Here is a 26,086-nt window from a genome sequence, read left to right as displayed (position 1 = left end):
GATGATGTCTCCTCAAAAGCAAGGTTATTTATATGTGTTCATTACCATGTGTATTTGGGGAGGATTCACCTTAACGGCGCGTTTAAGTGCCAATTGGGGAATCAGTGCTTGGGATATCACGGCACTTCGGTTTGCTTTGGCATTTTGCATCTTAATGCCAATTTTGATTTATAAAAAAGATACGGCTTTTTTATGGAAGAAAGAGCCTTTTATCCTCGCTATGCTCGGTGGGGTGACCTATTGCTTAACGGCCTATAGCGCATTTCATTATGCTCCTGCGGCCCATGCTGCAATCTTCCTCAATGGTTGTATTCCCTTATGTACGGCCATAGCCGCATTCCTGATCTTCAAACAGCCACTCGATAAGCATACCTGGATCAGTGTGGTGATTATGGTCTCTGCCATTAGCTTAATGAGTTATTTGATGTATGTGGAAACCGGTGTAGCGTTTGGTTTAGGTGATTTGCTGTTTTTTATCAGTGCCATTTGGTGGGGAATATTTACGGTATTGCTTAAGCAATGGAAACTCTCTGCTTGGCATGCCATGGCAGGGGTTGCGATTTGGTCTGCCGTGGTATTTGTGCCAATTTATCTAATATTTTTCCCTAAACATTGGTCCGATCCTGAGCCATTGCAACTCATTGGACAAGTTATCTTTCACGGTATTTTTGTGGTGATTATTGCGACTTTAACGTATGTAGAGGCGATCAAGCGCCTGGGTGCATTTAAAGCCGGAAGTATCGTAACTTTGGCACCTTTTATTGCTGCAATTTTAGCGGTACCGCTGTTGAATGAACCCTTAAGTTTTGCAATTGTGTGTGGATTGGTCGGGATGGGGATTGGAGCGATTCAACCGTGGAAATGGTTGGGACGAAAGGATAGTCTAGAGCAGCAACTCGAACAACAAAAACAGCAGTCTGAGTAAGACTGATTTTTTATTTAGCTTTTTTCAGCGTGCGCTAAGTACTTGAGATGCAACGGCCGAAGCTGTGCATAAAGATGATCTAAATGACCATCATTCAGCACGATATCATCTGCAATTTTTTGCTTTTCCTGACGTGACATTTGAACTTGAATAATTTTTTGGATTTGCTCGATATTTTGACCATCACGCTGTGATGCACGCTGAATTTGCAATTGTTCTGTGGCATCAATCAGCAAGGTGTGATTGGCCAATTCATGTTGATTGGTTTCAAATAATAACGGCGAAACCAAGATGACATAGGGGCTGGTGGCTTCGTTTAATTGTTGGATAATGGACTGGCGTATTGCAGGATGGGTAATGGCTTCAAGTGCTTGACGTGCTGTAGGATCTTTAAAGATATGCTCGCGTAATGCACGCCGATTTAACTCACCATTTTCCAGTAAAACCCAATCACCAAATTGTTGTTGAATTTGATTCAGTGTGGATTGCCCCGGTTCAACAACTTCCCTTGCAACGATATCAGCATCGACGACTTGAATGCCTTGGAGTCCAAACCAATTGCTTGCAGCAGATTTACCGCTACCAATACCACCTGTTAAACCCAAGACAAATGTCATACAACGACCTTACTGACCCAAATAAATTTTCATAATTTGATCACCCCATAAAAAGGCGATCCATCCGGCGATGGCAATATAGGGACCAAATGCAAAAGGTTGGTTTTCTTTACGAACCTTGAGCAAAATAATGCCAATGATTGCACCTACCAGTGAAGAGAGTAATACAATCAGTGGAAGCAGGAAAGGGCCCATCCATGCACCCAAGGCAGCTAAAAGCTTAAAGTCACCATAGCCCATACCTTCTTTGCCAGTGATAATTTTAAATAAATAGTAAACGATCCATAGGCATAAGAAGCCGATGATATATCCCCAAATGGCTGAGGTTGCAGAGGTATAAATGGCATAGCTATTCACGCCAAGCCCGAGTGCAGCTAAAGGAAGGGTATAACGGTCAGGTAAAAGTTGGGTGTCAAAATCAATAAATGTTAATGCAATCAATACATAAGTCAGCACCAGACCAAACAGCATTTGGATGGTTGGGCCAAAAACAGCAACAACAATCAGCGCGCAGATCATGGTGAGTAGCTCGATCAGTGGATAACGGCTACTGATCGGGTTTTGGCAACTTCCACATTTTCCGCGTAACACAATCCAACTGATGACCGGAATGTTTTGATACCAACGAATGGGCGTTTTGCATTTTGGGCAGGTTGAAGCAGGGGTACTTAGTGTGATCTTTGTTTCATCAATAATCGGTTGGTCTGGATGTAAAAACAGTTGGCAATCTGTGCGCCATTCTTGTTCCATCATCTTTGGTGTGCGGTAAATCACCACATTCAAAAAACTACCAATACAAAGACTAAAAATCCCAACTGCGAAATACATCGCAATTGGGGTATTGATTAAATATGTTATTAATTCTTGCATTAAACCACAGAACCCATTTGGAAGATTGGAAGATACATTGCAATCACAAGACCACCAACGAGGACACCCAGTACCGCCATAATTAAGGGTTCCATCATCGAGGTTAAGCCATCTACGGCATTATCAACTTCGTTTTCATAATGCGTTGCCACTTTATCTAGCATGGCATCTAAAGCACCTGATTCTTCACCAATAGCCACCATTTGAACCGCCATAGAGGGAAATTTATCGGTGACACGCATGGCGAATTGCAATTGCTGGCCGGTCGCCACATCTTCACGAATTTTTAACACAGCTGTTTCATATACCACGTTGTTGGTTGCACCTGCAGTTGATTCAAGCGCATCAATTAAGGGTACACCGGCTGCAAATGTGGTTGCCAAGGTACGGCTGTAGCGGGCAATAATTGCTTTATAAACCAAATCACCAAAAATCGGTGCTTTCAGTGCAGCTTTGTCCAAGAAGTCACGGAAAGCCTTGCTACGTTTTTTCGCTTCCATGAAACCAGCAATCACAGCTCCAATTCCAATGATGAGGAAGAACCAATATTTTTGCATCCATTCCGACATGTTGACCACCATTTTGGTAAAGGCAGGTAAGTCTGCACCAAATGATGAAAACAAGTCTTGGAATACGGGAACCACTTTTACCATCAAAATAATCGTCACAATAACAGCGACAACGATGACCGCTGCTGGGTATTTCATGGCTTTTTTGATTTTTTGCTTAAGCAATTCACTTTTTTCTTTGTAAATGGCAACACGGTCTAGCATGGTTTCAAGTGCACCCGACTGTTCACCTGATTCAACCAAGGAGCAAAATAGGTTATCGAAATACTGCGGATATTTGCGCAGCGCACCAGCAAAGGTATTACCGCCTTCAACTTCACCTTTGATCCCCAAGACCACTTCACGCATGGCTGGGTTTTCTAGGCCTTCCGCCACGATTTCAAAACCCTGAACGAGCGGTACACCGGCTTTCATCATGGTTGCAAGTTGGCGCGTGAATACCGTGATATCCAAAGTGGATACTTTCTTTTTCATCAAGCCTTCGAGAATATTTTTGCGTTTTTCTCGAATGGTTTTAATGGTGATGCCTTGCTTACGTAAAGTGACTTTGGCTAAAGCCATATTACGCGAAGGCATTTCCCCTTTGATTTTCGCCCCTTTGCGATCCACGCCTTCATAACTGAAGGTTGGCATCATCTGCGCTTTTTTTACAGCCATGAATTTATCCTTATTTTTAAATACTAATTCACTTACTCACTGGTCACACGATTGACTTCTTGAAGTGAAGTCACCCCCTGCATGACCTTAATTAAGCCTGAACGGCGTAAATTGTTAAAACCTGCTTGATTTGAAGCTTCGGCAATTTGTAAGGCATTGCCATCTTCCATAATAATTCTTGAAATTTCAGGTGTCACTTTCATGACTTCATATATACCGACACGACCTTTATAGCCTTCGCGGCATTCGGAACAACCGACAGGTTGGTATATTTGAAATTCTGGTGTATTTAAATCGTCTTCAGTAAAACCAAGTTCCAGTAGACTTTGTTTTGGTACCTCTACTGTTTCTTTACATTGTGAACATAGGCGACGCGCAAGTCGCTGCGCAATGACAAGGTTCACGGATGTCGCAATGTTAAATGAGGGCACGCCCATATTGCGTAAGCGTGTCAATGTTTCAGGTGCACTATTGGTATGTAGTGTAGACATCACCATATGACCCGTTTGAGCTGCTTTAATGGCAATTTCAGCCGTTTCTAAATCTCGAATCTCACCGACCATCACAATATCAGGGTCTTGACGTAAGAATGACTTCAATGCTGCAGAGAAGGTGAGGCCGACTTTATTATTTACGTTGACCTGATTGATCCCTTCTAAGTTAATTTCCACAGGGTCTTCGGCCGTTGAAATGTTGGTATCTTCACGGTTAAGAATGTTTAGACCTGTATATAAAGATACGGTTTTACCGGAACCCGTTGGACCGGTAATGAGCAACATGCCTTGCGGTTTTTCTAAAGCCTGCATGAACAGTTCTTTTTGATCCGGTTCATAACCCAACGCATCAATCCCTAACATCGCACTAGAAGGGTCAAGGATACGTAGAACAAGTTTTTCACCAAACAAGGTCGGTAAGGAGTTCACACGGAAGTCGATGGCTTTGTTCTTTGACAGCTTTAACTTGATACGACCGTCTTGTGGAATACGTTTTTCCGAGATGTCCATTTGTGACATGACTTTTAAACGCGAAGCAAGTCGAGTCGCGAGCTGCAAGGGCGGATTGGTAATTGTTCTTAACACGCCATCGACACGGTAGCGGACGCGATAGGTCTTTTCGTAGGGTTCGAAATGTAAGTCAGATGCACCCATACGAATCGCATCGACTAGCAGCTTATTGATGTATTTAACAATCGGCGCTTCATCACCATTGTCTTTTTCATCTGCTTGTTCAGCTGGGTCTATCGTTTCCTGTTCTAAATCAAGATCAAAGTCATCATCAAAGTCGAAAGTACTTTCTTCAGCGAAGTTCTGCTCAATTAACTTTTCAAGTTTGTCATGTTCAACAATAATGGTTTCGGTATTGAGCTTACTACCAAATCGGATAGCATCTACAGCTTCAATATTGGTGGGATTACTGATCGCAACGAATAACAAATTGCCATGTTTAAAAATGGGCAAAATACGATGCTTGGTAATTAACTTATCTTCAAACTCATCACGAATGATTAAAGACGTGTCATAAGTTGAAATATCAAAAACCGGTTCACCGAACTCTATCGAGATGGTTTCTGCAATCAGGCGTGCTGAAAGTTGATATTCCTGAATCAAATGCGGCACGATATCTTGATGAGCCTTTTTTGAATTTTGCAGCGCTGTTTGCATTTTTTCGGCAGACAGATGCCCTTCGTCAACTAAGCGACGAATAAACCCCGTAAATCTTGAAGAACCTTGAACTGCTGTCATGCTTTTACTTGCCTATGCTTCAGTCTGTTTATAATTGGTATAGCAAAATTATACTTTTGTTGCACAAAAATACCATATCTTAAAGTGTTGTCACTAGCTAAGAATTGGTAAAAAGCATGAACCAGTCCTTAAATCTGCTTAATTTTTTTACAGAAAAGTGAAGATCTTGGAATGACTGGTGTGGTTCGAAGATGCAAATGTGTTGAAATTTATCTTCAAAATTATGAATTACGTGTAGAATGTGCCCGATTTCATCTTTGTCATGTGGGATAAATATGTCGGGTTCGACGATTACGCCTTGGGTAGTGGGTAACTGGAAAATGAACCCATTGCAAGCCGATGCTGGCGCACTTCTTAAGAATTTTAAGCAATTATTAAATGAACAAAATATTGCTGAAGCGGCATGCCATATTGGGGTTGCACCAACAGCTATTGCTCTGACCTCGGTGCAAAATGAATTAGCACAAGCAAGCCGTTACATCATGACTGTTGCACAAGACGTTTCTCGCGTCGCAGGTACAGGTGCATACACGGGTGAGCTTAGTGCTGAGCTATTAAAAGATTATGGTATTGAATTTGTACTGATTGGTCATTCAGAACGCCGTGAAATTTTTGCTGATCAACCGCATATCATTAATGAAAAAGTAAAAAATGCATTAAACGCAGGTTTGACTGTGATTTATTGCGTGGGTGAAAGCTTAGAACAACGTGAAAGCGGCCAAGCAGAACAGGTTGTGTTACAACAAATATGTGATATTGCTGCTGTTGTACAAGCAGAGCAGTGGAAACAAATTGTGGTGGCTTATGAGCCAATTTGGGCCATTGGCACAGGTAAAACAGCGTCACCTGAAGATGCGCAAGCGATGCATGCTAAAATTCGTGAAGGTTTAAGCCAAATCACCCCAATGGGACTTCATACTGCGATTCTTTATGGTGGTAGTGTAAAACCTGAAAATGCAGTAGAGTTGGCAGCCTGTCCAGATATCAATGGTGCGCTGGTCGGTGGTGCATCATTAAATGCAGAGTCGTTTTATAAAATTGCTCAAGCATTTGCAAATACAAAATAATTAGGAGTTCAGCATGCATACGTTTGTGCTGGTGGTACATATTATCTTAGCGATTTTAATGATCGTGCTGATTTTAGTTCAGCATGGTAAAGGCGCAGATGCGGGTGCATCTTTTGGTGGCGGCGGTGCTGCAACTGTATTTGGTGCATCGGGTTCGGGTAACTTTATGACCCGTTTGACTGCGATTTTAACGGCTTTGTTCTTCGTTACGAGCTTGACACTTGCTGTGTTTGCAAAGAAACAAACGACAGATGCTTATAGTCTGAATGCGATTTCTTCAGTACCGACTGCGCCTGCAAAATCGGCTGAAACTTCGCCAACTGCACCAAAAAGCGCTGAATAATTTATTTAGCACTTTCTTTTTTGACGTGTTGCGACTAGAATGCGTCACAGCTGCGGTGGTGGTGGAATTGGTAGACACGCTACCTTGAGGTGGTAGTGCTTTCGGGCGTGGGGGTTCAAGTCCCCCCTTCCGCACCAACTTATAATCCAGAACATAAGTTGGTGTATGCAGCAAAACTCTGTTGATGCGGGATGGAGCAGTCTGGTAGCTCGTCGGGCTCATAACCCGAAGGTCGTTGGTTCAAATCCAGCTCCCGCTACCAATCAATTCTATTTTTAAGATGCAAACTTTTAAATGGACAGCTTTTAAAGCTGAGAAAACTATTTGCATATTGATGCGGGGTGGAGCAGTCTGGTAGCTCGTCGGGCTCATAACCCGAAGGTCGTTGGTTCAAATCCAGCCCCCGCTACCAATCTTATATAGCACACAATCTATATAAGCAGTTTATCTGAAAGTCATTGTGATGTTGATGCGGGATGGAGCAGTCTGGTAGCTCGTCGGGCTCATAACCCGAAGGTCGTTGGTTCAAATCCAGCTCCCGCTACCAATCCTCTGAGATGCAACTCAGTAGGGCAATTCTTCAGGTTGTTTTAGATTGAAAATGACCAAGAAATTGTATATAATTTTTGCATGTTGATGCGGGATGGAGCAGTCTGGTAGCTCGTCGGGCTCATAACCCGAAGGTCGTTGGTTCAAATCCAGCTCCCGCTACCAAGTTTCTAAAAGAGGCTCACAACTAGGTGGGCCTTTTTGCACAGTGGACTATGGTTTTCTGTGTAATAATGGGGCGATTTACGCCCTTTTTTATTGGCTATCGTGTAGTGTCGACAGTATTTTGGTCAAACCGTCATGTTTCACTACTACTATAGTTTCGCATTGGTCTGTAGTGGTCATTTCGACCATCGAATCGCACAAATTTGACGAGAGTAAATGAAGCTATCAAATAAAACTCAAGCACTTCAGGACTTAATTGCCCCAGCGGTGCAAGCATGTGATGTAGAACTTTGGGGGATTGATTTCCAACCTCAAGGAAAACGTTCACTGTTACGTATTTATATCGACCGTGAAGTTGATGAAAATGCAGAACCTGTCATCAATGAAGATGGCGAAGTTGAGCAAGGCCGTGGTATCGGCGTGCAGGACTGTGTTCGTGTCACTCAGCAAGTGGGTGCGATGTTGGATGTACATGATCCAATTTCAGGCGAATATGCATTAGAAGTGTCATCTCCAGGTTGGGATCGTCAGTTCTTTAAATTGGAACAAATGACGGCATACATTGGTCAGCAAGTCGCTTTGCGTTTGATCAGTGCTGTAGATAATCGTCGTAAATTCCAAGCCAAACTTGTTAACGTAGACCTTGAGAACGAAATGATTCAGGTTGAAGTTGAAAAGCAACAAGTGTTGGATATTGACAGCCACAATATTGATAAAGCAAATCTGGTTTTCCAAGATTAATTTAATAAATAAGAATCTGAACGAATAGGTGACTTATGGCTCGTGAAATTCTTACCGTAGTAGAAACGGTTAGTAACGAAAAAGGTGTAAGTCGTGATGCAATTTTTGAAGCGCTTGAACAAGCTTTAGTTGCAGCGACTAAGAAGAAATTCTACGAGGGAACTCACTCGGAAGAAGCTCGTCTACGTGTAGAAATCGACCGTCGTACTGGTGATTACCGTACTTTCCGTCAATGGGAAGTGGTTGCCGACGAAGATCACGAAATGCCAGCATGCCAAGATGCGATCTCTGATGTAGATCCTGCAAAATGGGCAATTGGTGATATTCGTGAACTTGAAGTTGAATCGATTGATTTTGGTCGTATTGCGGCACAAATTGCGAAACAAGTGATTGTTCAAAAAATTCGTGAAGCAGAGCGTGCGCTAATTGCAGATGCTTACGAATCTAAAGTTGGTGAACTCATCTACGGTGAAGTGAAAAAACAAACCAAAGATGGCTTTATCATTGACTTAGGTGACAATGCAGAAGCATATCTTGCGCGTGAAGAAATGATCGCTAAAGAAATTCTACGTCCTAAACAACGTGTAAACGCGATTTTGTTTAATGTGAACCGTGAAGGCCGTGGTGCTCAGTTATTACTTTCTCGTTCTAAACCAGAAATGCTCATCGCATTGATGAAGAAAGAAATTCCTGAAATTGCTGAAGAAATCATTGAGATTAAGGCAGCTGCACGCCAACCTGGCGTTCGTGCTAAAATCGCTGTGAAAACAAACGATCACCGTATTGATCCTGTAGGTGCATGTATTGGTATGCGTGGTACACGTATCCAAGCGGTTCAGTCAGAGTTAAATGGTGAGCGTATTGATGTAGTCGTTTGGTCGGATGACGCGGCACAATACATTGCAAGTGCTTTAGAGCCTGCTGATGTATCAGGTATCGTGATTGATGAAGAAGAACGTACTGCAGATATTATTTTTGCAACGAGTGATCAGTTAGCACGTGCAATTGGCTCTCAAGGTCAAAACGTACGCTTAGCATCTGAATTGACTGGTTACAAGCTCAATATGATGCTTGAAGAAGAATATCACGCACGCCAACAAAACGAAGCGCAACAATATTTAGATATGTTTGTTACACGTCTAGATATTGATGAAGACTTAGCGATGGCGTTAGTTGAAATGGGTTTCACATCATTAGAAGAAATCGCGTATGTTCCTGCGGAAACATTCGATGAGATCGAACTTGATGCTGAAACTGTTGAAATGCTACAAGGTCGTGCAAAAGAAATTGCATTGGCTGATGCATTGAAGCAACAAGAAAACATCCAAGAGCCAAGCGAAGAGCTTGCTGCAATGGAAGGCGTGACTAAAGAAATCGCATATGCGCTTGCCGCTCGCGGTGTGGTAACTGTAGATGATCTTGCAGATCAAGCCACTGACGATATCTCTGATATCGAAGGTTTAGGTGCTGAAAAAGCAGGTCAACTTATTATGAAAGCGCGCGAATCATGGTTTAACTAGGAGGTAATATATGACGGACAAGTCGATTAAGGAGTTAGCTCTCAGCGTGGGTCGTCCAGTTGAGAAGCTACTGGAACAGGTTCGTGATGCGGGTTTACCACAAACTAAACCTGACGATATTATCTCCACTGAACAACAAAATGCCCTCGTTAACCATTTGAAAAAAGTTCATGGTCAGGATGCGGGCAATGCAGGACAAATCACGTTGAAACGTAAAACTACCAGTACTGCTAAAGTGGCGAGTACATCGGGCAAGGCAAAAACGATTAATGTAGAAGTTCGTAAGAAACATACATTTGTTAAACCGGATCCTGAGCAAATTAAAGCTGAAGCATTAGCGAAAGCACAAGCTGACCAACAAGCACGTAAACAGGAACCTAAGGTTGAAGCGAAAGCTGAAGAACCGAAGCAACAACCAGTATCTAAAGCGAAACAAGCTTTAGAAGCAATGCGCGCTGCTGCGAAGCAAGAACATGCGAAGCAAGAAACACCGAAAGCTGCGGTTGTTGTAAAACGTAAGTCAAACAACAAGCCAATTACAAAACCTGTTGAAACTCTAGAACAGAAAAAAGCACGTGAAGCTCAAGCAGCACAATTGAAAGCTGTAGAAGAAGCGGCGCGTCGTAAAGCCGCTGAAGAAGCGCAACAACGTACGCTTGAGCAAATGCGTCAAATGGCGTCTAAGTATTCTAACGAAGACACTACTGCGACCATTCGTGTTGTAGATGATTCTCCGCTTGCTGCCGGCCTTGTAGGTCAGGCATATGAAGATTCATTTGCGAAAGAAGACCGTGAAATTAAACGTGGTACCAATACCAACAATTCACGTTCACCTAAAAAAGGTGGTCGTCGTGGTGAAGAGCAATCTTTCCGTGATAACTCACATAAACGTGGTTTAAAAACAAGTCAAGCGAACAAGCATGGCTTTGAAAAACCAGTTAAAAAACAAGTTTATGATGTTGAAATTGGTGAAACAATTGTTGTTGCTGACTTGGCTGCGAAAATGGCGGTTAAAGTTCGCGAAGTTATCAAATCACTCATGAAAATGGGCGAATTGGTTACTCAAAACCAAGCGATTGATCAAGAAATCGCAGTACTTGTTGTTGAAGAAATGGGTCACAATCCAGTACTTGTTTCGGATACACAAGCAGAAGACAACTTACTTGAAGCAGCTGAAGAAGCGCGTGGTGTCCAAACCACTCGTCCGCCAGTTGTGACAATTATGGGTCACGTTGACCATGGTAAAACATCACTTCTTGACCGTATTCGTCGCTCTAAAGTGGCTGCAGGTGAAGCAGGTGGTATCACACAGCACATCGGTGCATACCATGTGAAAACTGAAAAAGGTATTATTACTTTCTTAGATACACCGGGACACGCAGCATTTACTGCAATGCGTTCACGTGGTGCGAAATCTACAGATATCGTAGTGTTGGTTGTTGCAGCAGATGATGGTGTTATGCCACAAACTGCTGAAGCAATTGACCATGCACGTGCAGCAGGTACGCCAATTATTGTTGCTATCAACAAAATGGATAAAGAGTCTGCTGATCCAGATCGCGTATTGAATGAGTTGACGACGAAAGAAATCGTACCTGAGCAATGGGGCGGTGACGTTCCAGTGGCAATGGTTTCTGCGCACAGCGGTGCAGGTATCGACGAACTTCTTGACTTGATCTCAATTCAAGCCGAACTTCTTGAGCTTAAAGCATCTGAAGAGGGTGCGGCACAAGGTGTTGTAATTGAAGCACGTGTAGACAAAGGACGTGGTGCGGTAACATCGATTCTTGTTCAAAACGGTACATTGAAAGTGGGTGACCTTGTTCTTGCAGGTTCGTCATACGGTCGTGTACGTGCAATGACAGATGAAAATGGTCAACGTATTAAATCTGCTGGTCCTTCGATTCCTGTGGAAATCTTGGGTCTACCAGAAGCGCCAATGGCGGGTGATGAAGTTCTTGTTGTAAATGACGAGAAAAAAGCACGTGAAGTTGCTGATGCGCGTATGGATCGTGAACGTCAAAAACGTCTTGAGCGTCAATCTGCGATGCGTCTTGAAAATATCATGGCGTCTATGGGCAAGAAAGATGTGCCTATTGTCAACGTGGTATTGAAAACAGACGTACGTGGTACTTTGGAAGCATTACACGTTGCACTTGCTGAACTTGCAACTGATGAAGTGAAAGTACGTATTATTGGTTCAGGTGTTGGTGCGATCACTGAGTCTGACGTAACACTTGCTGAATCATCAGAAGCGGTTCTTCTCGGCTTTAACGTACGTGCTGATAATACTGCACGTCAAAAAGCTGATGCTGATGGTATCGACATTCGTTACTACTCGATCATCTATCAATTAATTGATGATGTGAAAGATGCGATGAGCGGTAAATTAGCGCCTGAGCACCGTGAAACAATTCTGGGTGTTGCTGAAGTACGTGAAGTGTTCCACTCAAGTAAATTCGGTGCTGCTGCAGGTTGTATGGTACTTGAAGGTACATTACACCGTAATAAACCGATTCGCGTATTACGTGATGACGTGGTGGTATTCCAAGGCGAGCTTGAATCTCTTCGTCGCTACAAAGATGTGGTTGAAGAAGTTCGTGCCGGTATGGAATGTGGTCTTGCGGTGAAAGGCTATAAAGACATCAAAGCACAAGATAAGATTGAAGTGTACGATGTTCAATTGATTAAACGGAGTCTTTAATGGCGGGTAGTCAACGTCTGAAGCGTATGGCGGATACAGTACAACGTGAGTTGTCAGAACTGATCCGTCAGGAGCTGAAAGATCCACGCTTAGGTGGTCTTGTGACCATCTCTGCCGTGAAGGTGAGCCCAGACTTAGGATATGCCGAAGTTTATGTGACTGTAATGGGGCGTGAGCTAGGCGATGAGCAAAGTGAAGCTGCAAATAAAGAAACTTTAGATGTCTTGAATAAAGCATCTGGTTTCTTGCGTCATGAACTGAGTCGTCGTATCAAAACACGTATTACGCCACGTTTGCGTTTCCATTACGACAAAACAAATGCTTATGGCAACTATATGTTTGGTCTAATTGCGGAAGCGGTCAAGGACTTACCTCCTACTGGCGAAGCAAAAAAAGATGATGAATAATTCAGTTCGCTGAATGAAAAAAGCCACCTTCGGGTGGCTTTTTTATGTTTGAATAGCAGTAACTTAAAAACTCAATCACTTTAAAATTATAATGTGCTAATGAGAGACAGGTCGAACATGATATTCAATCCGCCTATCTGTAAAAACAATGAAATGAAAAAAAATCATGCTATTGAGCAGCATATTACTCATCACTATGCCAAGTTGGGCATGTTTAAATACCTATGTAGAAGATTTTTATACATCTGATTCATAAAAAGAAAATCAACTTGAAGAAGATCATGATGAGAAATTGAATAACTTTGTATCAAGGCATCCTAGCCCAATAGACTATCAAGCAGAAATTGATTTTGCCGTACATCAGATCCACGCAGGTCGTCACGATTTAGCCATTAAGGTTTTAAGTGAAATTGAAAAAGAGCATCCAGGTTTACCGAAGACGGCAGTGAATTTAGGCACAGCTTATGAGTTGATCGGCAATATTTCACTAGCCAAAAAATGGATTGCTGAAGGTATGAAGCGTGATCCATCGATTCATCTTGGCAGTGAATGGATTCATCTGAATATTTTAACAGCCAAAGAAAAACGTGCGACGGCAAAATATTTTCATGAATTTCCATTGTTGAATGTACATTATGGAACAGGTTATGTACCTGATGCGCACTGGAAGAATCAGCGAAAACTCACAACGGCAGAATATGATGCTATACGAGAGCAGGCCAGTTTACAGATTAATGAGCGGAAAAATTTTGTTTCAAGACAGAATGCCGTGATGGCACAGCTGTTTTATCAAATGGAGCGTAAAACTCTGTCCTTCAGGTCAGAGATATAAGCGACACGACATGAAGTGTCGTTTGATTTAACTAAGGACTATTTTCCTTGAGTTCTGATTGTTAATATAAGTACATGAAAACCCTTAAATTACGTATAAAAGACAAACATCGCAAGGTGTTAGACCAACTAGCATCAGAAGTGAACTTCGTCTGGAATTATGTCAATGATTTAGGGTTTAGGCATTTGAAGCGGAAAGGTGAATTTCTCTCTGCTTTTGATATTGCCAAATATACGAAAGGCACATCCAAAGAATGTAATTTACATAGTCAAACCATTCAGGCTGTAACTGAAGAATTAGTCACCCGAAGAAAGCAATTTAAAAAGGCAAAGCTGAAATGGCGTGTCAGCAATAAAAAATCAGCAAGGCGCTCTTTGGGATGGGTTCCCTTTAAAAAGGTGGCTATCAAATATGCCAATGGATATGTCCAGTATGGAAAACACCAATTTAAGCTTTGGGATAGCTACGGTTTAAGCAAATACACGTTAAAAACAGGTTCATTTGTAGAGGATAGCCGTGGGCGTTGGTATGTATGTCTTGTTGTTGAATCGCCTAAGCAAGATAAATCGACAGCAACCAAAGCGATTGGTATTGATCTAGGCTTAAAAGATATTGCCACCTGTTCTGATGGCACTGTAATTTCAAATCCAAAATTCTATCGAAAATATGAGCAGAAATTAGGTATTGCTCAGAGAGCCAGGAATAAGAAGCGTGTTCGTGCATTACACGCCAAGATTGCAAATAGTCGAAAAGATCATTTGCATAAAGCAAGCACCAAGCTTGTGAATGAAAATGCATTGATTATTGTAGGTGACTTGAGTGCTAAAAAATTAGTAAAAACCAAAATGGCAAAATCTGTTTTGGATACAGGATTTTCTGCACTAAAAACAATGCTCAAGTATAAATGCGAGAACGCAGGCGTATTGTTTGAAGAAGTCCAAGAAGCCTATACCACCCAAATCTGTTCGTGCTGCGGTGAGATCACCTCAAGTAGTCCAAAAGGTAAGACAGATCTTGGAATAAGAGAATGGGAGTGCATGAGCTGTGGTACAGCTCATGATCGAGATATAAACTCAGCTCTAAACATTCTTGCGCTTGGGCATAAGCGTCTAGCTGTAGGAATCACCCTCTTTTAAGGGGGTGAGGATGTCAAGAATTGGCGAATCTTGAGATGAGTCAATATCAGCCTAAATGGTCTGATCATTTTCAAAGTAGTTATGAAACAAATATGCTGATTGATTTAGCTGAAAAATATGGTTTAAAAACGACGCCATATAACCAAAAGCGTTTGCAATATATGGCTCAAAGTAGCGTATTTGAAAAAATGTGGATGCGAATCAAAGAATTTTTTAGCTCGAAGACATAAACAAAACTGGATCTGGAATTAATCCAGATCTTCCGGTTTTGAATGGACTTTAGAGTGAAAGGCACGGCGCCGAGTTCGTTGCCAAGGAAGAGGGCGATTGAGCGCTTCTGGTGCATCACCACTCATCGAGCGCAGTCGTAAATGTAATGCCGCTTGCGCCATAAGGTTTGCAGAAACCGGTGCTGTAATAAAGGCAAAGAGCGTGATCAAGATCTCTGCAAAACCAAAACGGCCTTGAAATGCCGCATAAATAATTGCAGCTATTAGAAAACTTCCTAAGCCTAAGGTGCTCGATTTGGTCGGTGCGTGCAGACGCATAAATAAGTCGGGTAGGCGAACCATGCCAATACCGCCGACCAACATGAAAAAAGCGCCAATAACCAAAAAAATCGAGACCAAAATTTCCATGACTAATTGCATATTAATGGACTCCTAGTCGATCACGTGGCCAGTGGTGAAATAGCGTGCTAAAGCGGCTGTAGACACAAACCCAAGCATGGCAACCAATAATGCCCCCTCAAACATCGATGTACTTGCCCAATAAATACCTAAAATGACAATTAAACAGGTGGCATTTAAAAATAAGGTATCTAAAGCAAGTAGTCGGTCTACGATTGAGGGTCCCATCACTAAGCGGATGAGGCACAGTAACATCGAGATCGTCACCGCAACTAAACAGATGCCAAGCGCATACGGTAAAATTGTCATGTGGATTCTCCTGTATCAGCGCCAAAAATGAGGATGAGAGGGTGTTCATAGCGCTCTTTAATGGTTTGAATTTCCGCTTCAGGGTCATCCGTGCTCAGCGCATGGACCAAAATATCACCACGGTCTTGGTCAATCCCAGCAGACACTGTACCGGGTGTGGTGGTGATGATCATCGCAAGTAAAGAATTGACTTCCTCATGCTGTGTATCGAGAGGAACACGGAACCATTTCGGGTGCAGTTTATGTGTTGGCCCAAGGACTAATTTTGCAACATGGATATTACTGACAATAATATCCCACAGCACCACAAAGAATAATTTACATGCTGCCAGCCAGTTGATATTCGGCGTTCGGTCAATAAAAGGGCGAACCAATCGTGGAATAACAATGGCTAAAACCAAGGCCATGCAGAGTGTGGCCGCATCTAGACTGTGCGCTAACATCACCCAGCTCAGACCAACCATGACTGATACCAATGGATGTGGAAACCAGCGATTTAATACAGATGTTTTCGCCATGTTAAGGTGCCTCCATCGGTTTTAGTTGGGTCTCTTCAGGTAGTTTTTCTTCTTGTTGCTGTCCTTGAATTTGGCGTTGCTTATACTCAGAAATATGCTCGCCATGTAGAGTTTCAGGTGCAATCAATGCAGGAATGAGGTGTGCATTTGGATCGGCTGATTCACCACCATATTTAGTTTCAGGTAAATTTTCAGGATCATAAGGTTGAACACTGATGATTTGACCTTTTTCATCCTTTTTTAGCAGCAATGATTCATATAATGGATTGTTTTGAATTTGCTGCGCAGTTTTGTAGGTATAGTCATAGATCGGTGCAGCAAAAACCATATATCCCACAAGCGCTGTTAACAGCAGATAAATGGTTTTGTCATTACGAAGCGGTGCCTTATTCGGCAAAGCCTGATAACGCTGATATTCTTCAGTATCAATATCATCTTCTGGGCGAGATGAACGCCAGAAAAGCACAAAACCAACTCGAGTGAATGCGATAATACTGAGTAAACTCACCAACAATACGATCAAAATAATCATAATTTGGTAAGGTGAATTGGCCGTTGCTTGCAAGAGAAATACTTTACCCAAAAATCCACTAAATGGCGGTAGACCAGCCATCATCAACGCAATGATGAAATAGCAAACAGCAACGGTATTATGCTGTTTCATACGGGGCGCAATTTTAAAATGATCTTTAAATTCGCCACGTTGTGAGGTAATCCAACCCGAGAGAATATAAAAAGCTGCACCAATGATGGTACTGTGAATCAGGTAATAAAGCCCCGCAGCCCATGCATCAGTATTAAAGAGTGAAATCGCAACCAATATTGTCCCGATAGAAGACAAAATCATAAAACCGACAAAACGACGTAAGCGATCCGTTCCGATAGCACTATAGGCACCATAGAGCGAGGTTACTAAGCCAATCGGTAACAACCACTGTTGTAAGATTTCACGGCTAATCCCATCGTCAAACACAGTACCATTGACACGGAGAATGGCATAGATGCCGACCTTGGTCATTATAGTGAATAAGGCTGCCACAGGCGTGGTTGCCACAGCATAGGTCTTTGGTAACCAGAACCCTACAGGCAGCATTGCAGCTTTGATGCCAAAGACGGTAAACAGTAACAATGCACCAGCCACTGCGATACGATGTTGATCCGCTTCAAGCAAAGGCATAAGTCGTGCAACATCAGCCATATTTAAGCTACCTACACTGCCGTAAATCATCCCGAGTCCAATCAGGAAGAGGGCAGAGGCAAATAGGTTAATGGTGACGTAATGAATACCAAGTTGAAAACGTGCTTTGCCTTGACCATGTAAGAGCAATACATACGATGCCATCAACAGGATTTCAAAGAACACAAACAGGTTAAATAAATCGCCTGTCAGGAACGCACCACACAAACCCATCAGTAAGAAATGGCACATGGCATGGAAATAACGACCACGCTCGTCCCATTCTTTGCTGGCAAACCACATCACTGGCACAGCAAGTCCATAGGTCAGCACCAACATGAAAGCTGAGAGTCGATCTAGGACTAAGACGATGCCGAATGGTGCGGCCCATTCACTCAGGTTATAAACCAAAACTTGACCAGAGCTGGCGATCATCAAATAACTGATAGATGTGATCAGCCCGAGAATGCCTGAAACATAACTGATTCCACGACGCCAAGGTTGTCGCCAGTCATGCGCCAAAGAACCAGAGCCGGGGTTGCCCAGCAGGACTAAAATAAATGCAGTAATTGCAGGAATTAAAATACTGAAAATCGGGCTATGCGTAGTCCAAAATTGGATGAAGTCATGCATTATGGCTCATCCTCCCGCGGGTCAATTTGCGGTATTTCTTCTTTGGAGTCCACATGATCTGTTCCGGTTTCATAGCGGCTACGCAGAGCCAATTGTACGATAAAGGCTGTGGTCGCAAAGCCAATCACAATGGCGGTCAGGACCAAGGCTTGCGGTAAAGGGTCGGTCGCTTTGGTGGTTTCGGTTAACACAGCCGGTGCGTTGACATGAATACGTCCCATGACAAATAAAAATAAGTTCACAGCATAGCCAATCATGGCTAAACCCAGCACGACAGGAAAGGTACGTGCCCGCAAAATCAGGTAGACCCCTGTTGCGGTCAGTAAGCCAATGGCTGAAGCGAGTAAAAATTCTAAACTAATCATCTTATTCGCCTCTTGGAACTGGACCAGACATACTCGAGTGACGCGAGTCGCCTAAGACGGAAATCATTAACATCGTCGCGCCCACAACGGTGATGTAGACACCTGTGTCGAAGAGGGCAGCGGAGGCAAGGTGCATTTCACCTAAAATGGGTGGCGATACATAGATATGAGCACTGGTCAGGAATGGACGCCCCCATAGCCAAGCCGCGATACCTGTCAGCCCCGCAATGGTTAAACCAATACCAATCCAAACTTCATATAAGCGACCTGATTTTGCACCAATCAGTTGTTCAGCACGGTCTTGGCCGAGCGCAATATATTGAATCACTAAGGCTAAAGAGGTAATTAAGCCTGCAATAAAGCCACCGCCTGGTAAATTATGACCCCGTAGGAAAATATATAAGCTGATGACGAGTGCTAAAGGCAAAATCCATGATGATGTAATACGGAACATCAGTGGTGACGGATTAAAACGATAGGTCAGACCTTGCGTAATGGTGGTACCATGAGCACGCATACCATCCATCATGCACAGCGTACCAATTGCGGCAATTCCCAGTACGGTAATTTCACCAAAGGTATCGAAGCCACGGAAGTCGACCAAGATCACGTTGACCACATTGGTACCACCACCAAGTGGGATGGATTGCTGCATAAAGAACCATGAGATGGAATTATGATCGCGGGTCATGATCAGCCATGAAATCCATGCGATCCCTAAACCTGCAATAATCGCAATTATTGCATCTCGCCAACGACGAGACACACTCGACTCATAAGGTGTGAGCTGTGGTAATAATGATAAGCTCATGAGTAAGAGCACGGTGGTCACCACGTCAACAGTAATCTGCGTGAGCGCCAAATCTGGAGCGGAGAAACAGATAAACACCATAGTCACAACCAGACCGACTGCACCACTGATGAGGACGGCTTTAATCCGTTCATGGTGGAACCAAAGCATCATCCAACATGCAGAGAATAATAATAGCCACAGAACGATTGCGATGATTGGTGCATGTATCAGTTCACGGCTGCCTGTGCCGATACCTTGCAGCCAAAATGGAACAATGACGATGGCTACACTAAAGATTAAAATCCACAATAAATAGCTTTGTAATTTGCCATTTTCAGTAAAGCGACGGAACTTTCTTGAGCTGAGTAAAAGATGCTTTAAAAATAAGTCGAACAGGATTTTGCCTTGCAAACGGCCCAAAAGAGGATCCAAATCGATACGGCGTAATTTGCCGCCCTTTGCCAATGCGAAATAGAAAACTAAACCACCTAAAAGTGCAATCACACTCATCAAAAGGGGTGCATTTAAACCATGCCAAATCGCTAAATGTGTACCTTCAAACGCAGTATTTTGAATACTCGCACGCGCGGTACTATTGACAATATGCTCAACCAATAACGCAGGGAAGAGTCCAACTAAAATACATAAAGCAGCCAGTAAGGTTGCTGGTGCGCGCATGCCAAACGGTGGTTCATGCGCTTCTTTATTGGGAACATCTTTCCCTAGTGGACCATCAAAAAATACCCCATGAACCAAACGTACCGAATACGCGACAGCAAAGATACCGGCAAAGGTGGCAATGATGGCTGACACGATCATCACTGGCCCAGTCAGGTTGGCCAAAAGTTCAGTAAAGAACATCTCTTTAGAAAGGAAACCATTGGTTAATGGTACACCTGCCATAGAGGCCGCAGTGATCATGGTCAGCGTTGCTGTAAACGGAAGTAATTGCCATAAACCAGAGAGTTTTCGTAAATCACGTGTACCTGATTCGTGGTCAATAATCCCCGCGATCATAAATAGGGCTGCTTTGAAGGTTGCATGGTTAATGATATGGAAAATAGCAGCGGCAACTGCGAGGGGAGAACCGATCCCGAGTAAACAAACGATCAGACCTAAATGGCTGATGGTGGAATAGGCCAACAGCCCTTTTAAATCTTCTTTGAAAATGGCAAAGAAGGCCGCCATACATAAGGTAAACAAACCAATAAAGGTGACCAAGTTGTGATACAACGCCGCGCCTGCAAAGATTGGCAATAAGCGTGCAAGCAAGAAAATTCCGGCTTTCACCATCGTGGCAGAGTGTAGATAAGCCGAGACGGGGGTCGGTGCCGCCATGGCATTTGGCAACCAAAAATGGAAAGGGAACTGTGCACTTTTGGTAAAGGCCCCCATTAAAATCAATAAGAGTGTGGGCACAAAAAGCGAATGCTGCTGAATTTGGCTACTCATCGTCAGGATTTGGTCAATCTGATAGGTGCCTGTGATTTGCGCCAGCAGAACAAAACCACCCAACATACATAGACCACCCATGCCTGTAATGGTCAAAGCCATTCGAGAGCCACGCTGAGCTGCGTCGTAATTGCTCCAATAACCGACCAAAAGGAAAGATGAAATACTGGTGAGTTCCCAAAAAATAAGTAATAAAATTAAATTATTAGACAATGAAATGCCGAGCATGGCAGCCATGAATAGCATCAATAAAACATACAGTTTACTGAGCGAATTCTTTGGACTTAAATAATAGTAGGCATAGATATAAATTAAGGTGCCGATCCCGGTAATGAGCAGGGAAAACAATAAGCCCAATGCATCGAGACGAAAACTGAAATCAATGCCAACTTGAGTGAGCCACGGCCAAGTTTGAATGATGGTTTTGCCATTAAAGACATCTTGAGCCTGACTCAATAATAAAACTAAACTGCTGAGGCTGACGCCAATCGCCCCTAAAGCTGTTACCCCGCGAGAGAATTGCTTCAACCACGAGACAAGTGTTGTGCCTAGTATTAACGGTAACAATATAATAATCGGTAGCACACTCGTATCCATTGTCATGATTAGGCGGTGAAACCTAGGTGTATTTCATCTTTCAAGGATTACAGGACAGCAAAGAGCAGTCCAAAAATTCAATCTTGAAAGCCATGTGTGTCAAAAAAATTAAAAACAAGCTGTGTTGCGCAACTCGTGAAGCGATAGCAATTTCCGATGTTACTATGAAAATTGCAAATAAAACCGATCATATTACATGCGTAAAACAACATCAATCTTTTTTATGAACCACTTACACATTATACGCCTGACGCAACTGACTCGACATTTATCGCGGCCTTGTTGCTGAATATTTAAACATCGAGGCTATGGATTACGCCCAGCCAATCAGCCTCGGTATTTTTAACTCAGCGGTTGGATCGTAACGTCCTGATCACCCCGCTGTGATAAAGCCCTAACCAATTCGTGTTGCTGTTGCTCGGTCAGTTGCGTCTGGATTAATTGCAACATGTGCTGGATGGTGTCTGGGCTGTTCAGTGGCTCATTTAATTCAGTCTCTTCAGTTTTGGCTGGAAGCGATGGCTTTGATCCGAGTTGCAACTGCTGATAAATCTGATCATAGGTTTCTTGTAATTTTTCAGGCTGAATCTCACTGAGCTTTTTATTCTGTAGTTGTAAGCACTGAAAACGAGAAGCATGTTCCAATAGTTCAGGACGGTTTCCGCTGGCAATAATTTGGAGTCGTGGAAACGCTTGATTTAAACGGGTCAAAATCACTTGAGTCATGTTTTGATCGAGTTGGTGGTCTATGGCGTCGATCAATAAAATACCGTCACCTTCTTGGCACGGATATAAGCTATGAGGATTGAGTAGACAGAGGCGACGCACAATATCACCAATTAAGGCCACAAGGTTACGCACACTATTCGACAACTGTTGAAACAACATGTCTTTGCCTTGATAGCAGACCATTAACTGTAATTTGGGGTGATATTGCAGATAAATATTGGTCACATCGGGCAACACGGTCTCTAAGGCTTGTTTTAATGATCTGAGTGACGGCGCGTGTAGATCGGCCTGAGCTTGCGCCAGTTTTTGTCCAAAAAGTGGCGTGTCAGATGTGTTGGATGAGTCAGTTGGGTTTTTTGGATGTAATAAATTTTGAATTAATTCGGCACTTTGTGCATTTTCTATGTCGGATATTTCTCGAAACCACTCAAAAAAACGAATAAACGTGGTAAAGGGAATGGCCGAGATTTCATAGGCATGTGAAGGCTGAAAAATAGCAGGATTGTTTTTATTGAGAATATTTACGTCGTTGACGAAGCGTTCAGCAGGGTAATAGGCAATGAGTGGCAACCCTTGTAACGGATCAGCTTTGAGGGCTTTTTGATATAGTGCAACCATGGATTCTAATTGCTGTGTTTCGGCCTTACTGAGGCCGACGCCTTGACTGTTTAAGGTTTTATACAGTTGCCATGAACAACATTGTGGGTCTTGGTCTTGCTGATCACTTGAGAGCTGAAATGCGCCAATGTCTTCGGGAAAACTGACCTGAATATCAAGTTTCGATTGTAAGCGATTTAACATGATGTCTTGATCGAGCATCACCACACCTGCGGTACGCAAATCTTTATAGCGTGCAGCAAACCAAGTGAGGGCCTGGTAACTAAAGCGCAGTAGGGAGGTTTTTCCAGAACTTTGATCACCCAAAATTAAGGTAATCGGCAGATCGTGGTAATTAAAATTGAGGGTGATATCAGTAAAATGAAGGGTGTGCTTGAGTTGAATCGATTGTATTTTCATGGTGCACCTTTTACTGATTTATTGTTTATTCACCTTTTTCATCATACTAGCTGACCGCTTGCGCCAAAGATTTGGGCATTTGACGTTTTAAGTGCTGCATCAAGTCATAAATATGATGGATATTTAAACTTACTTTAGCACGTGTGCAGGCCACGTAAAGTAACCGTAACTCTTCGTCACTAATTTTATAATCTTTATCGTTGAGCTTAAATTGGTAGTCATCTTCAATATGTACCCGATCCCATTCTAAACCTTTGGCTTTATGGGCGGTCGAGATGATGTAGTCGGCTTGATCAATCGGGGTGATTTTCGCCAGCGCCTTTTTCAGTGGGTCAGTACCGTGGTCATCGACCAACTTCACTAGCGGTTTAATATCGCTGCCGTCATTGGTCTCGCAATATTCATGTACATCATGCCATGAGTTAAACCATGCAAGCTCTGGGACATCGACCACGCGTTTACCTTGCTTGAGAATGGCTGCAGCATCGACAAAACGATTGAGTCGTGCATGATCTGCTTGCAGGCTGACTTTTTCACCTTTGACCAAACCTGCCAATAACAGTTCCATCGCACGTGCATTGGTACGACATAAAATGGCATCGCGCATCTTGGTATGCGGTTTATTGACCACTTTAGAGTTGAGCTGCGGATTACCCAATAACGGCACGGTTTCATTCAATGCGCCCAGCAGAGCATTGGCGTTCAAGGCAATTTCTTCACCAAAACGGAACGACGTGGTTAAACGTGATTCGGGTAAAGGGAGTTGCTGCATGGCATTGACTGCGCCACGCCATGCATAAATTTGTTGATGCGCATCGCCCACATAGATGACTTGGGTATTCCGCTGTTTCAGTAAAATCCCTAGCATTAGTGGGTCAGCATCTTGAGCTTCATCGAACAGCACATAATCCGCAGGAATATTCGGTTCAGACAAAGCCCAAAGTTTTAAATAAATATCGTGTCCAATCCCTGCTGCATGGTTCGGATCAATCGATTCTAACCAACGACGTTCAATCGCAGGATATAAGTGCTTTTGTAAGCTTTCGATATCGTCAGGATGCAACCAACTCGGTGCTTGTAGATGTCGTGGGGCAGGGTACTGTGAACTGGTCGAACAGAAATAACTAACAGCATTTGCCACCAGACTCGCCAAACGCGAAGGCATGAGTACATATTTTTCATAACGACCGCCCATCATACGACGTAGGGTGATCGGTTCTAGTCGATATTCTTTGGCAATAAAACTGGGACTTAAACGTGGTAGACGCAGTTTATCAGTCACTCCACGTGGAACACTACGATAAGCCAATGAGTGGAAGGTTCGACAGTCGACATTTTGATGAAAACGATTCTGTGCTTCGGTGGCAATGGCTTTGTTAAAGGCCAAGTACATGCCACGCCGCTGAGGCATGGCATCACTGATCATTTGGAGTGTGGTGGTTTTACCTGTGCCAGCATAGGCGATCACTTTAAATGATTTGCCTAGACGTGCGTTATCTATGGCAGTAGCCTGCTCATAGGTCGCGGTCGGTTTTTTAAGCTCTGGCACGGTTGCGTCTTAGTGCTGACGGTTGGCTTTTTCAACCAAACCGGAAAGGCCTTGACGACGAGCGAGTTCGTTAAGTACCAATTGTGGATCAATATCGAAATAACCTAGCATTACAATGGTATGGAACCAAAGGTCTGCCACTTCGTAAATCAGATCGTTTTTGTTGTCTTCATTGGCTTCGATTTTAAAATCTTTAGCGGCAATGATGGTTTCAACACTTTCTTCACCGATTTTTTCTAAAATTTTATTCAGACCTTTATGGTAAAGCTTTGCCACATAAGAGGATTCAGGGTCGGCTTGTTTGCGTTCAGCCATCATTTTACCTAAGTAGTCGAGTACTTCGACTTGCTCAGATTGTACATTGGACGCATTCATCGCAAGGGTATGTGGATTTGCTGATTTTGCACCATAAATTGCAGCCGGATCTTTCAATTGCGCATCGACAACTTCCCAGCCATTGGCAGTAAGTTTGCGATAGAAACACGACTCACGACCGGTATGGCAGGCAATGCCGCCATGTTGTTCAATTTGTAGCACAATCACGTCAGCATCACAGTCCAAACGGATTTCATGCACGGTTTGGAAATGGCCAGATTCTTCACCTTTATGCCATAACTTATTGCGTGAACGTGAAAAGTACACCGCTTGATTTTTTTCTGCAGTTTGCGCCAACGCTTCACGGTTCATCCATGCCACCATCAATACGCGTCCGCTTTGATGATGCTGTGCAATAGCAGGCACTAAGCCTTGTTCGTTAAATTTTACTTCATCGAGCCATTGCAGGTTGTTCATGAGGATTTCACCAATTCAAAAATCAAAAAATAAATGCCGCAGCATTTGAGCAGCATCATAGTGTAAGCCATCAAGAGAATGATGGGGAGTTAATTCTTAATCAAATTTTAAATTGCGCAGTTCAGCCGCAGAATCATCTGCAGACTTGCGGGCTATGTCGGCATAATTCATTTGCCCACATGCACCTGTTTTTAAGCCAGAAATCGTGATGGCCATTTCTTTGCGGAAAAACGGCAGCTGATACATGGCACGAAATGAAATATCACGCAGCGGCGCTGTCCAGCGATGATGTGATTGATAAAACGGTGTCAGCAGGCGGCTAAAAAATTGGTAAAACCGCACGGACGGCAACCGCAGTTGATGATACTGCTGCCAGAGGTTTTGCAGTGAGAAATCCTGTTGATATTGAAGCAGGGCTTGACTGGTGGCCCATGCGTCGAGCAGCGCCATATTGGCGCCTTGTCCAAGCTGCGGACTCATGGCATGAGCCGCATCTCCTAAGATACCGATACGACCTTCACCAAGTTTGCTCAGCACCACATCACGATAGTTGGCAGACAGCCATTGCTGCGGATCATCTGGATGTGGAATCACATGCGCTAACCATTCTGCAACACTCAGCCAGCGTTTCGAAACTTCAAGCAACCATTGCTGCTGTGCGCTTTTGGTTTTTAACTAAATG

General features: G+C 43.2%; 23 protein-coding genes, 5 tRNA genes and 1 pseudogene. 15 read left to right on the top strand and 14 right to left on the bottom strand.

The features are described 5' to 3' along the window. The first annotated feature begins 4 nt into the window (after positions 1-4). A complete protein-coding gene (locus MST16_RS15455) occupies positions 5-925 on the top strand; it encodes a DMT family transporter (protein WP_373686350.1) in 921 nt (306 codons plus the stop codon). A gap of 14 nt (positions 926-939) precedes the next feature. Here the strand turns inward: MST16_RS15455 and coaE are convergent, their stop codons facing one another. Genes coaE through pilB form a run of 4 tightly spaced genes read right to left on the bottom strand, consistent with a single transcriptional unit; the run spans position 940 to position 5,380 of the window. Continuing rightward, positions 940-1,542 (bottom strand): dephospho-CoA kinase, encoded by a 603-nt coding sequence (gene coaE / locus MST16_RS15450; protein ID WP_180092148.1) that lies wholly within the window; start codon positions 1,540-1,542, stop codon positions 940-942. A gap of 9 nt (positions 1,543-1,551) precedes the next feature. Continuing rightward, positions 1,552-2,412, bottom strand: a complete 861-nt coding sequence (locus tag MST16_RS15445; RefSeq protein WP_180004675.1) for an A24 family peptidase — start codon at positions 2,410-2,412, stop codon at positions 1,552-1,554. After that, the gene (locus tag MST16_RS15440; RefSeq protein WP_168378204.1) at positions 2,412-3,638 is read right to left on the bottom strand and encodes a type II secretion system F family protein; all 1,227 of its coding nucleotides are present in this window, start codon (positions 3,636-3,638) and stop codon (positions 2,412-2,414) included. Before MST16_RS15440 ends, MST16_RS15445 begins: the two co-directional genes overlap by 1 nt. Before the next feature lie 32 nt (positions 3,639-3,670). After that, positions 3,671-5,380, bottom strand: coding sequence for a type IV-A pilus assembly ATPase PilB (gene pilB, locus MST16_RS15435; protein WP_180004674.1), 1,710 nt, complete (start codon positions 5,378-5,380; stop codon positions 3,671-3,673). 275 nt (positions 5,381-5,655) lie between these two features. Between pilB and tpiA the strand changes: the two genes are divergently transcribed. The 14 genes from tpiA to MST16_RS15365 all read left to right on the top strand — a co-directional run bounded on the left by tpiA (position 5,656) and on the right by MST16_RS15365 (position 15,074). Further along, on the top strand, positions 5,656-6,447 hold the full coding sequence (tpiA, locus tag MST16_RS15430; RefSeq protein ID WP_180092145.1) for a triose-phosphate isomerase: 792 nt from the start codon (positions 5,656-5,658) through the stop codon (positions 6,445-6,447). 13 nt (positions 6,448-6,460) lie between these two features. Then, positions 6,461-6,790 (top strand): preprotein translocase subunit SecG, encoded by a 330-nt coding sequence (gene secG / locus MST16_RS15425; RefSeq protein ID WP_078192560.1) that lies wholly within the window; start codon positions 6,461-6,463, stop codon positions 6,788-6,790. Between the two features lie 52 nt (positions 6,791-6,842). Further along, positions 6,843-6,927 (top strand) — tRNA-Leu (locus MST16_RS15420). A gap of 48 nt (positions 6,928-6,975) precedes the next feature. Continuing rightward, positions 6,976-7,052 (top strand) — tRNA-Met (locus tag MST16_RS15415). A 73-nt stretch (positions 7,053-7,125) separates the two neighbouring features. Beyond that, positions 7,126-7,202: transfer RNA gene (locus tag MST16_RS15410), tRNA-Met, on the top strand. A 58-nt stretch (positions 7,203-7,260) separates the two neighbouring features. Next, positions 7,261-7,337 (top strand) — tRNA-Met (locus tag MST16_RS15405). A gap of 90 nt (positions 7,338-7,427) precedes the next feature. Next, positions 7,428-7,504 (top strand) — tRNA-Met (locus MST16_RS15400). Between the two features lie 216 nt (positions 7,505-7,720). Then, positions 7,721-8,245, top strand: coding sequence for a ribosome maturation factor RimP (gene rimP, locus MST16_RS15395; protein ID WP_078192559.1), 525 nt, complete (start codon positions 7,721-7,723; stop codon positions 8,243-8,245). 35 nt (positions 8,246-8,280) lie between these two features. Beyond that, complete coding sequence (gene nusA, locus MST16_RS15390) at positions 8,281-9,765, top strand: transcription termination factor NusA (protein WP_078192558.1); 1,485 nt, start codon at positions 8,281-8,283, stop codon at positions 9,763-9,765. Positions 9,766-9,775: 10 nt separating this feature from the next. Beyond that, a complete protein-coding gene (gene infB / locus MST16_RS15385) occupies positions 9,776-12,469 on the top strand; it encodes a translation initiation factor IF-2 (RefSeq protein ID WP_180092143.1) in 2,694 nt (897 codons plus the stop codon). After that, positions 12,469-12,876, top strand: coding sequence for a ribosome-binding factor A (locus tag MST16_RS15380; protein WP_180092140.1), 408 nt, complete (start codon positions 12,469-12,471; stop codon positions 12,874-12,876). Before infB ends, MST16_RS15380 begins: the two co-directional genes overlap by 1 nt. Positions 12,877-13,168: 292 nt before the next feature. Beyond that, positions 13,169-13,708: a M48 family metallopeptidase gene (locus tag MST16_RS15375; RefSeq protein WP_180092138.1), complete on the top strand. Its 540-nt coding sequence runs from the start codon at positions 13,169-13,171 to the stop codon at positions 13,706-13,708. 74 nt (positions 13,709-13,782) lie between these two features. Next, positions 13,783-14,844 (top strand): transposase, encoded by a 1,062-nt coding sequence (locus MST16_RS15370; protein WP_257245660.1) that lies wholly within the window; start codon positions 13,783-13,785, stop codon positions 14,842-14,844. Positions 14,845-14,879: 35 nt separating this feature from the next. Continuing rightward, positions 14,880-15,074 carry a hypothetical protein gene (locus MST16_RS15365; protein WP_180005485.1) on the top strand — a complete coding sequence of 65 codons (195 nt, stop codon included), beginning with the start codon at positions 14,880-14,882 and terminating at the stop codon, positions 15,072-15,074. An 18-nt stretch (positions 15,075-15,092) separates the two neighbouring features. Here MST16_RS15365 and MST16_RS15360 read toward each other — a convergent pair whose 3' ends face one another. The 10 genes and pseudogenes from MST16_RS15360 to MST16_RS15315 all read right to left on the bottom strand — a co-directional run. Further along, positions 15,093-15,494, bottom strand: a complete 402-nt coding sequence (locus MST16_RS15360; RefSeq protein ID WP_168378199.1) for a Na+/H+ antiporter subunit G — start codon at positions 15,492-15,494, stop codon at positions 15,093-15,095. A gap of 12 nt (positions 15,495-15,506) precedes the next feature. After that, positions 15,507-15,782: a monovalent cation/H+ antiporter subunit F gene (locus MST16_RS15355; RefSeq protein ID WP_078189410.1), complete on the bottom strand. Its 276-nt coding sequence runs from the start codon at positions 15,780-15,782 to the stop codon at positions 15,507-15,509. Then, on the bottom strand, positions 15,779-16,300 hold the full coding sequence (locus MST16_RS15350) for a Na+/H+ antiporter subunit E (protein WP_180005484.1): 522 nt from the start codon (positions 16,298-16,300) through the stop codon (positions 15,779-15,781). Before MST16_RS15350 ends, MST16_RS15355 begins: the two co-directional genes overlap by 4 nt. A 1-nt stretch (position 16,301) precedes the next feature. Then, complete coding sequence (locus MST16_RS15345) at positions 16,302-18,110, bottom strand: monovalent cation/H+ antiporter subunit D (protein ID WP_180012106.1); 1,809 nt, start codon at positions 18,108-18,110, stop codon at positions 16,302-16,304. After that, positions 18,110-18,475, bottom strand: a complete 366-nt coding sequence (locus MST16_RS15340) for a Na+/H+ antiporter subunit C (protein ID WP_078189407.1) — start codon at positions 18,473-18,475, stop codon at positions 18,110-18,112. Before MST16_RS15340 ends, MST16_RS15345 begins: the two co-directional genes overlap by 1 nt. Position 18,476: 1 nt before the next feature. After that, the gene (locus tag MST16_RS15335) at positions 18,477-21,317 is read right to left on the bottom strand and encodes a monovalent cation/H+ antiporter subunit A (protein ID WP_180066168.1); all 2,841 of its coding nucleotides are present in this window, start codon (positions 21,315-21,317) and stop codon (positions 18,477-18,479) included. Positions 21,318-21,659: 342 nt separating this feature from the next. Then, complete coding sequence (locus MST16_RS15330) at positions 21,660-23,063, bottom strand: AAA family ATPase (protein WP_180092580.1); 1,404 nt, start codon at positions 23,061-23,063, stop codon at positions 21,660-21,662. A 46-nt stretch (positions 23,064-23,109) separates the two neighbouring features. Next, positions 23,110-24,612 (bottom strand): UvrD-helicase domain-containing protein, encoded by a 1,503-nt coding sequence (locus tag MST16_RS15325; protein WP_180092583.1) that lies wholly within the window; start codon positions 24,610-24,612, stop codon positions 23,110-23,112. A gap of 9 nt (positions 24,613-24,621) precedes the next feature. Continuing rightward, a complete protein-coding gene (gene hisIE / locus MST16_RS15320; RefSeq protein ID WP_180009539.1) occupies positions 24,622-25,404 on the bottom strand; it encodes a bifunctional phosphoribosyl-AMP cyclohydrolase/phosphoribosyl-ATP diphosphatase HisIE in 783 nt (260 codons plus the stop codon). Positions 25,405-25,500: 96 nt separating this feature from the next. Continuing rightward, a pseudogene (locus MST16_RS15315) lies at positions 25,501-26,079 on the bottom strand (FAD-dependent oxidoreductase); the annotation flags it as partial. Between the last annotated feature and the right edge of the window lie 7 nt (positions 26,080-26,086).

Source organism: Acinetobacter sp. YH16040_T, assembly GCF_024605785.1.
GTDB classification, from domain to species: domain Bacteria; phylum Pseudomonadota; class Gammaproteobacteria; order Pseudomonadales; family Moraxellaceae; genus Acinetobacter; species Acinetobacter amyesii.
Note: the sequence above shows the minus strand (reverse complement) of the source record. Positions and strands in the feature narration are given on the sequence as shown.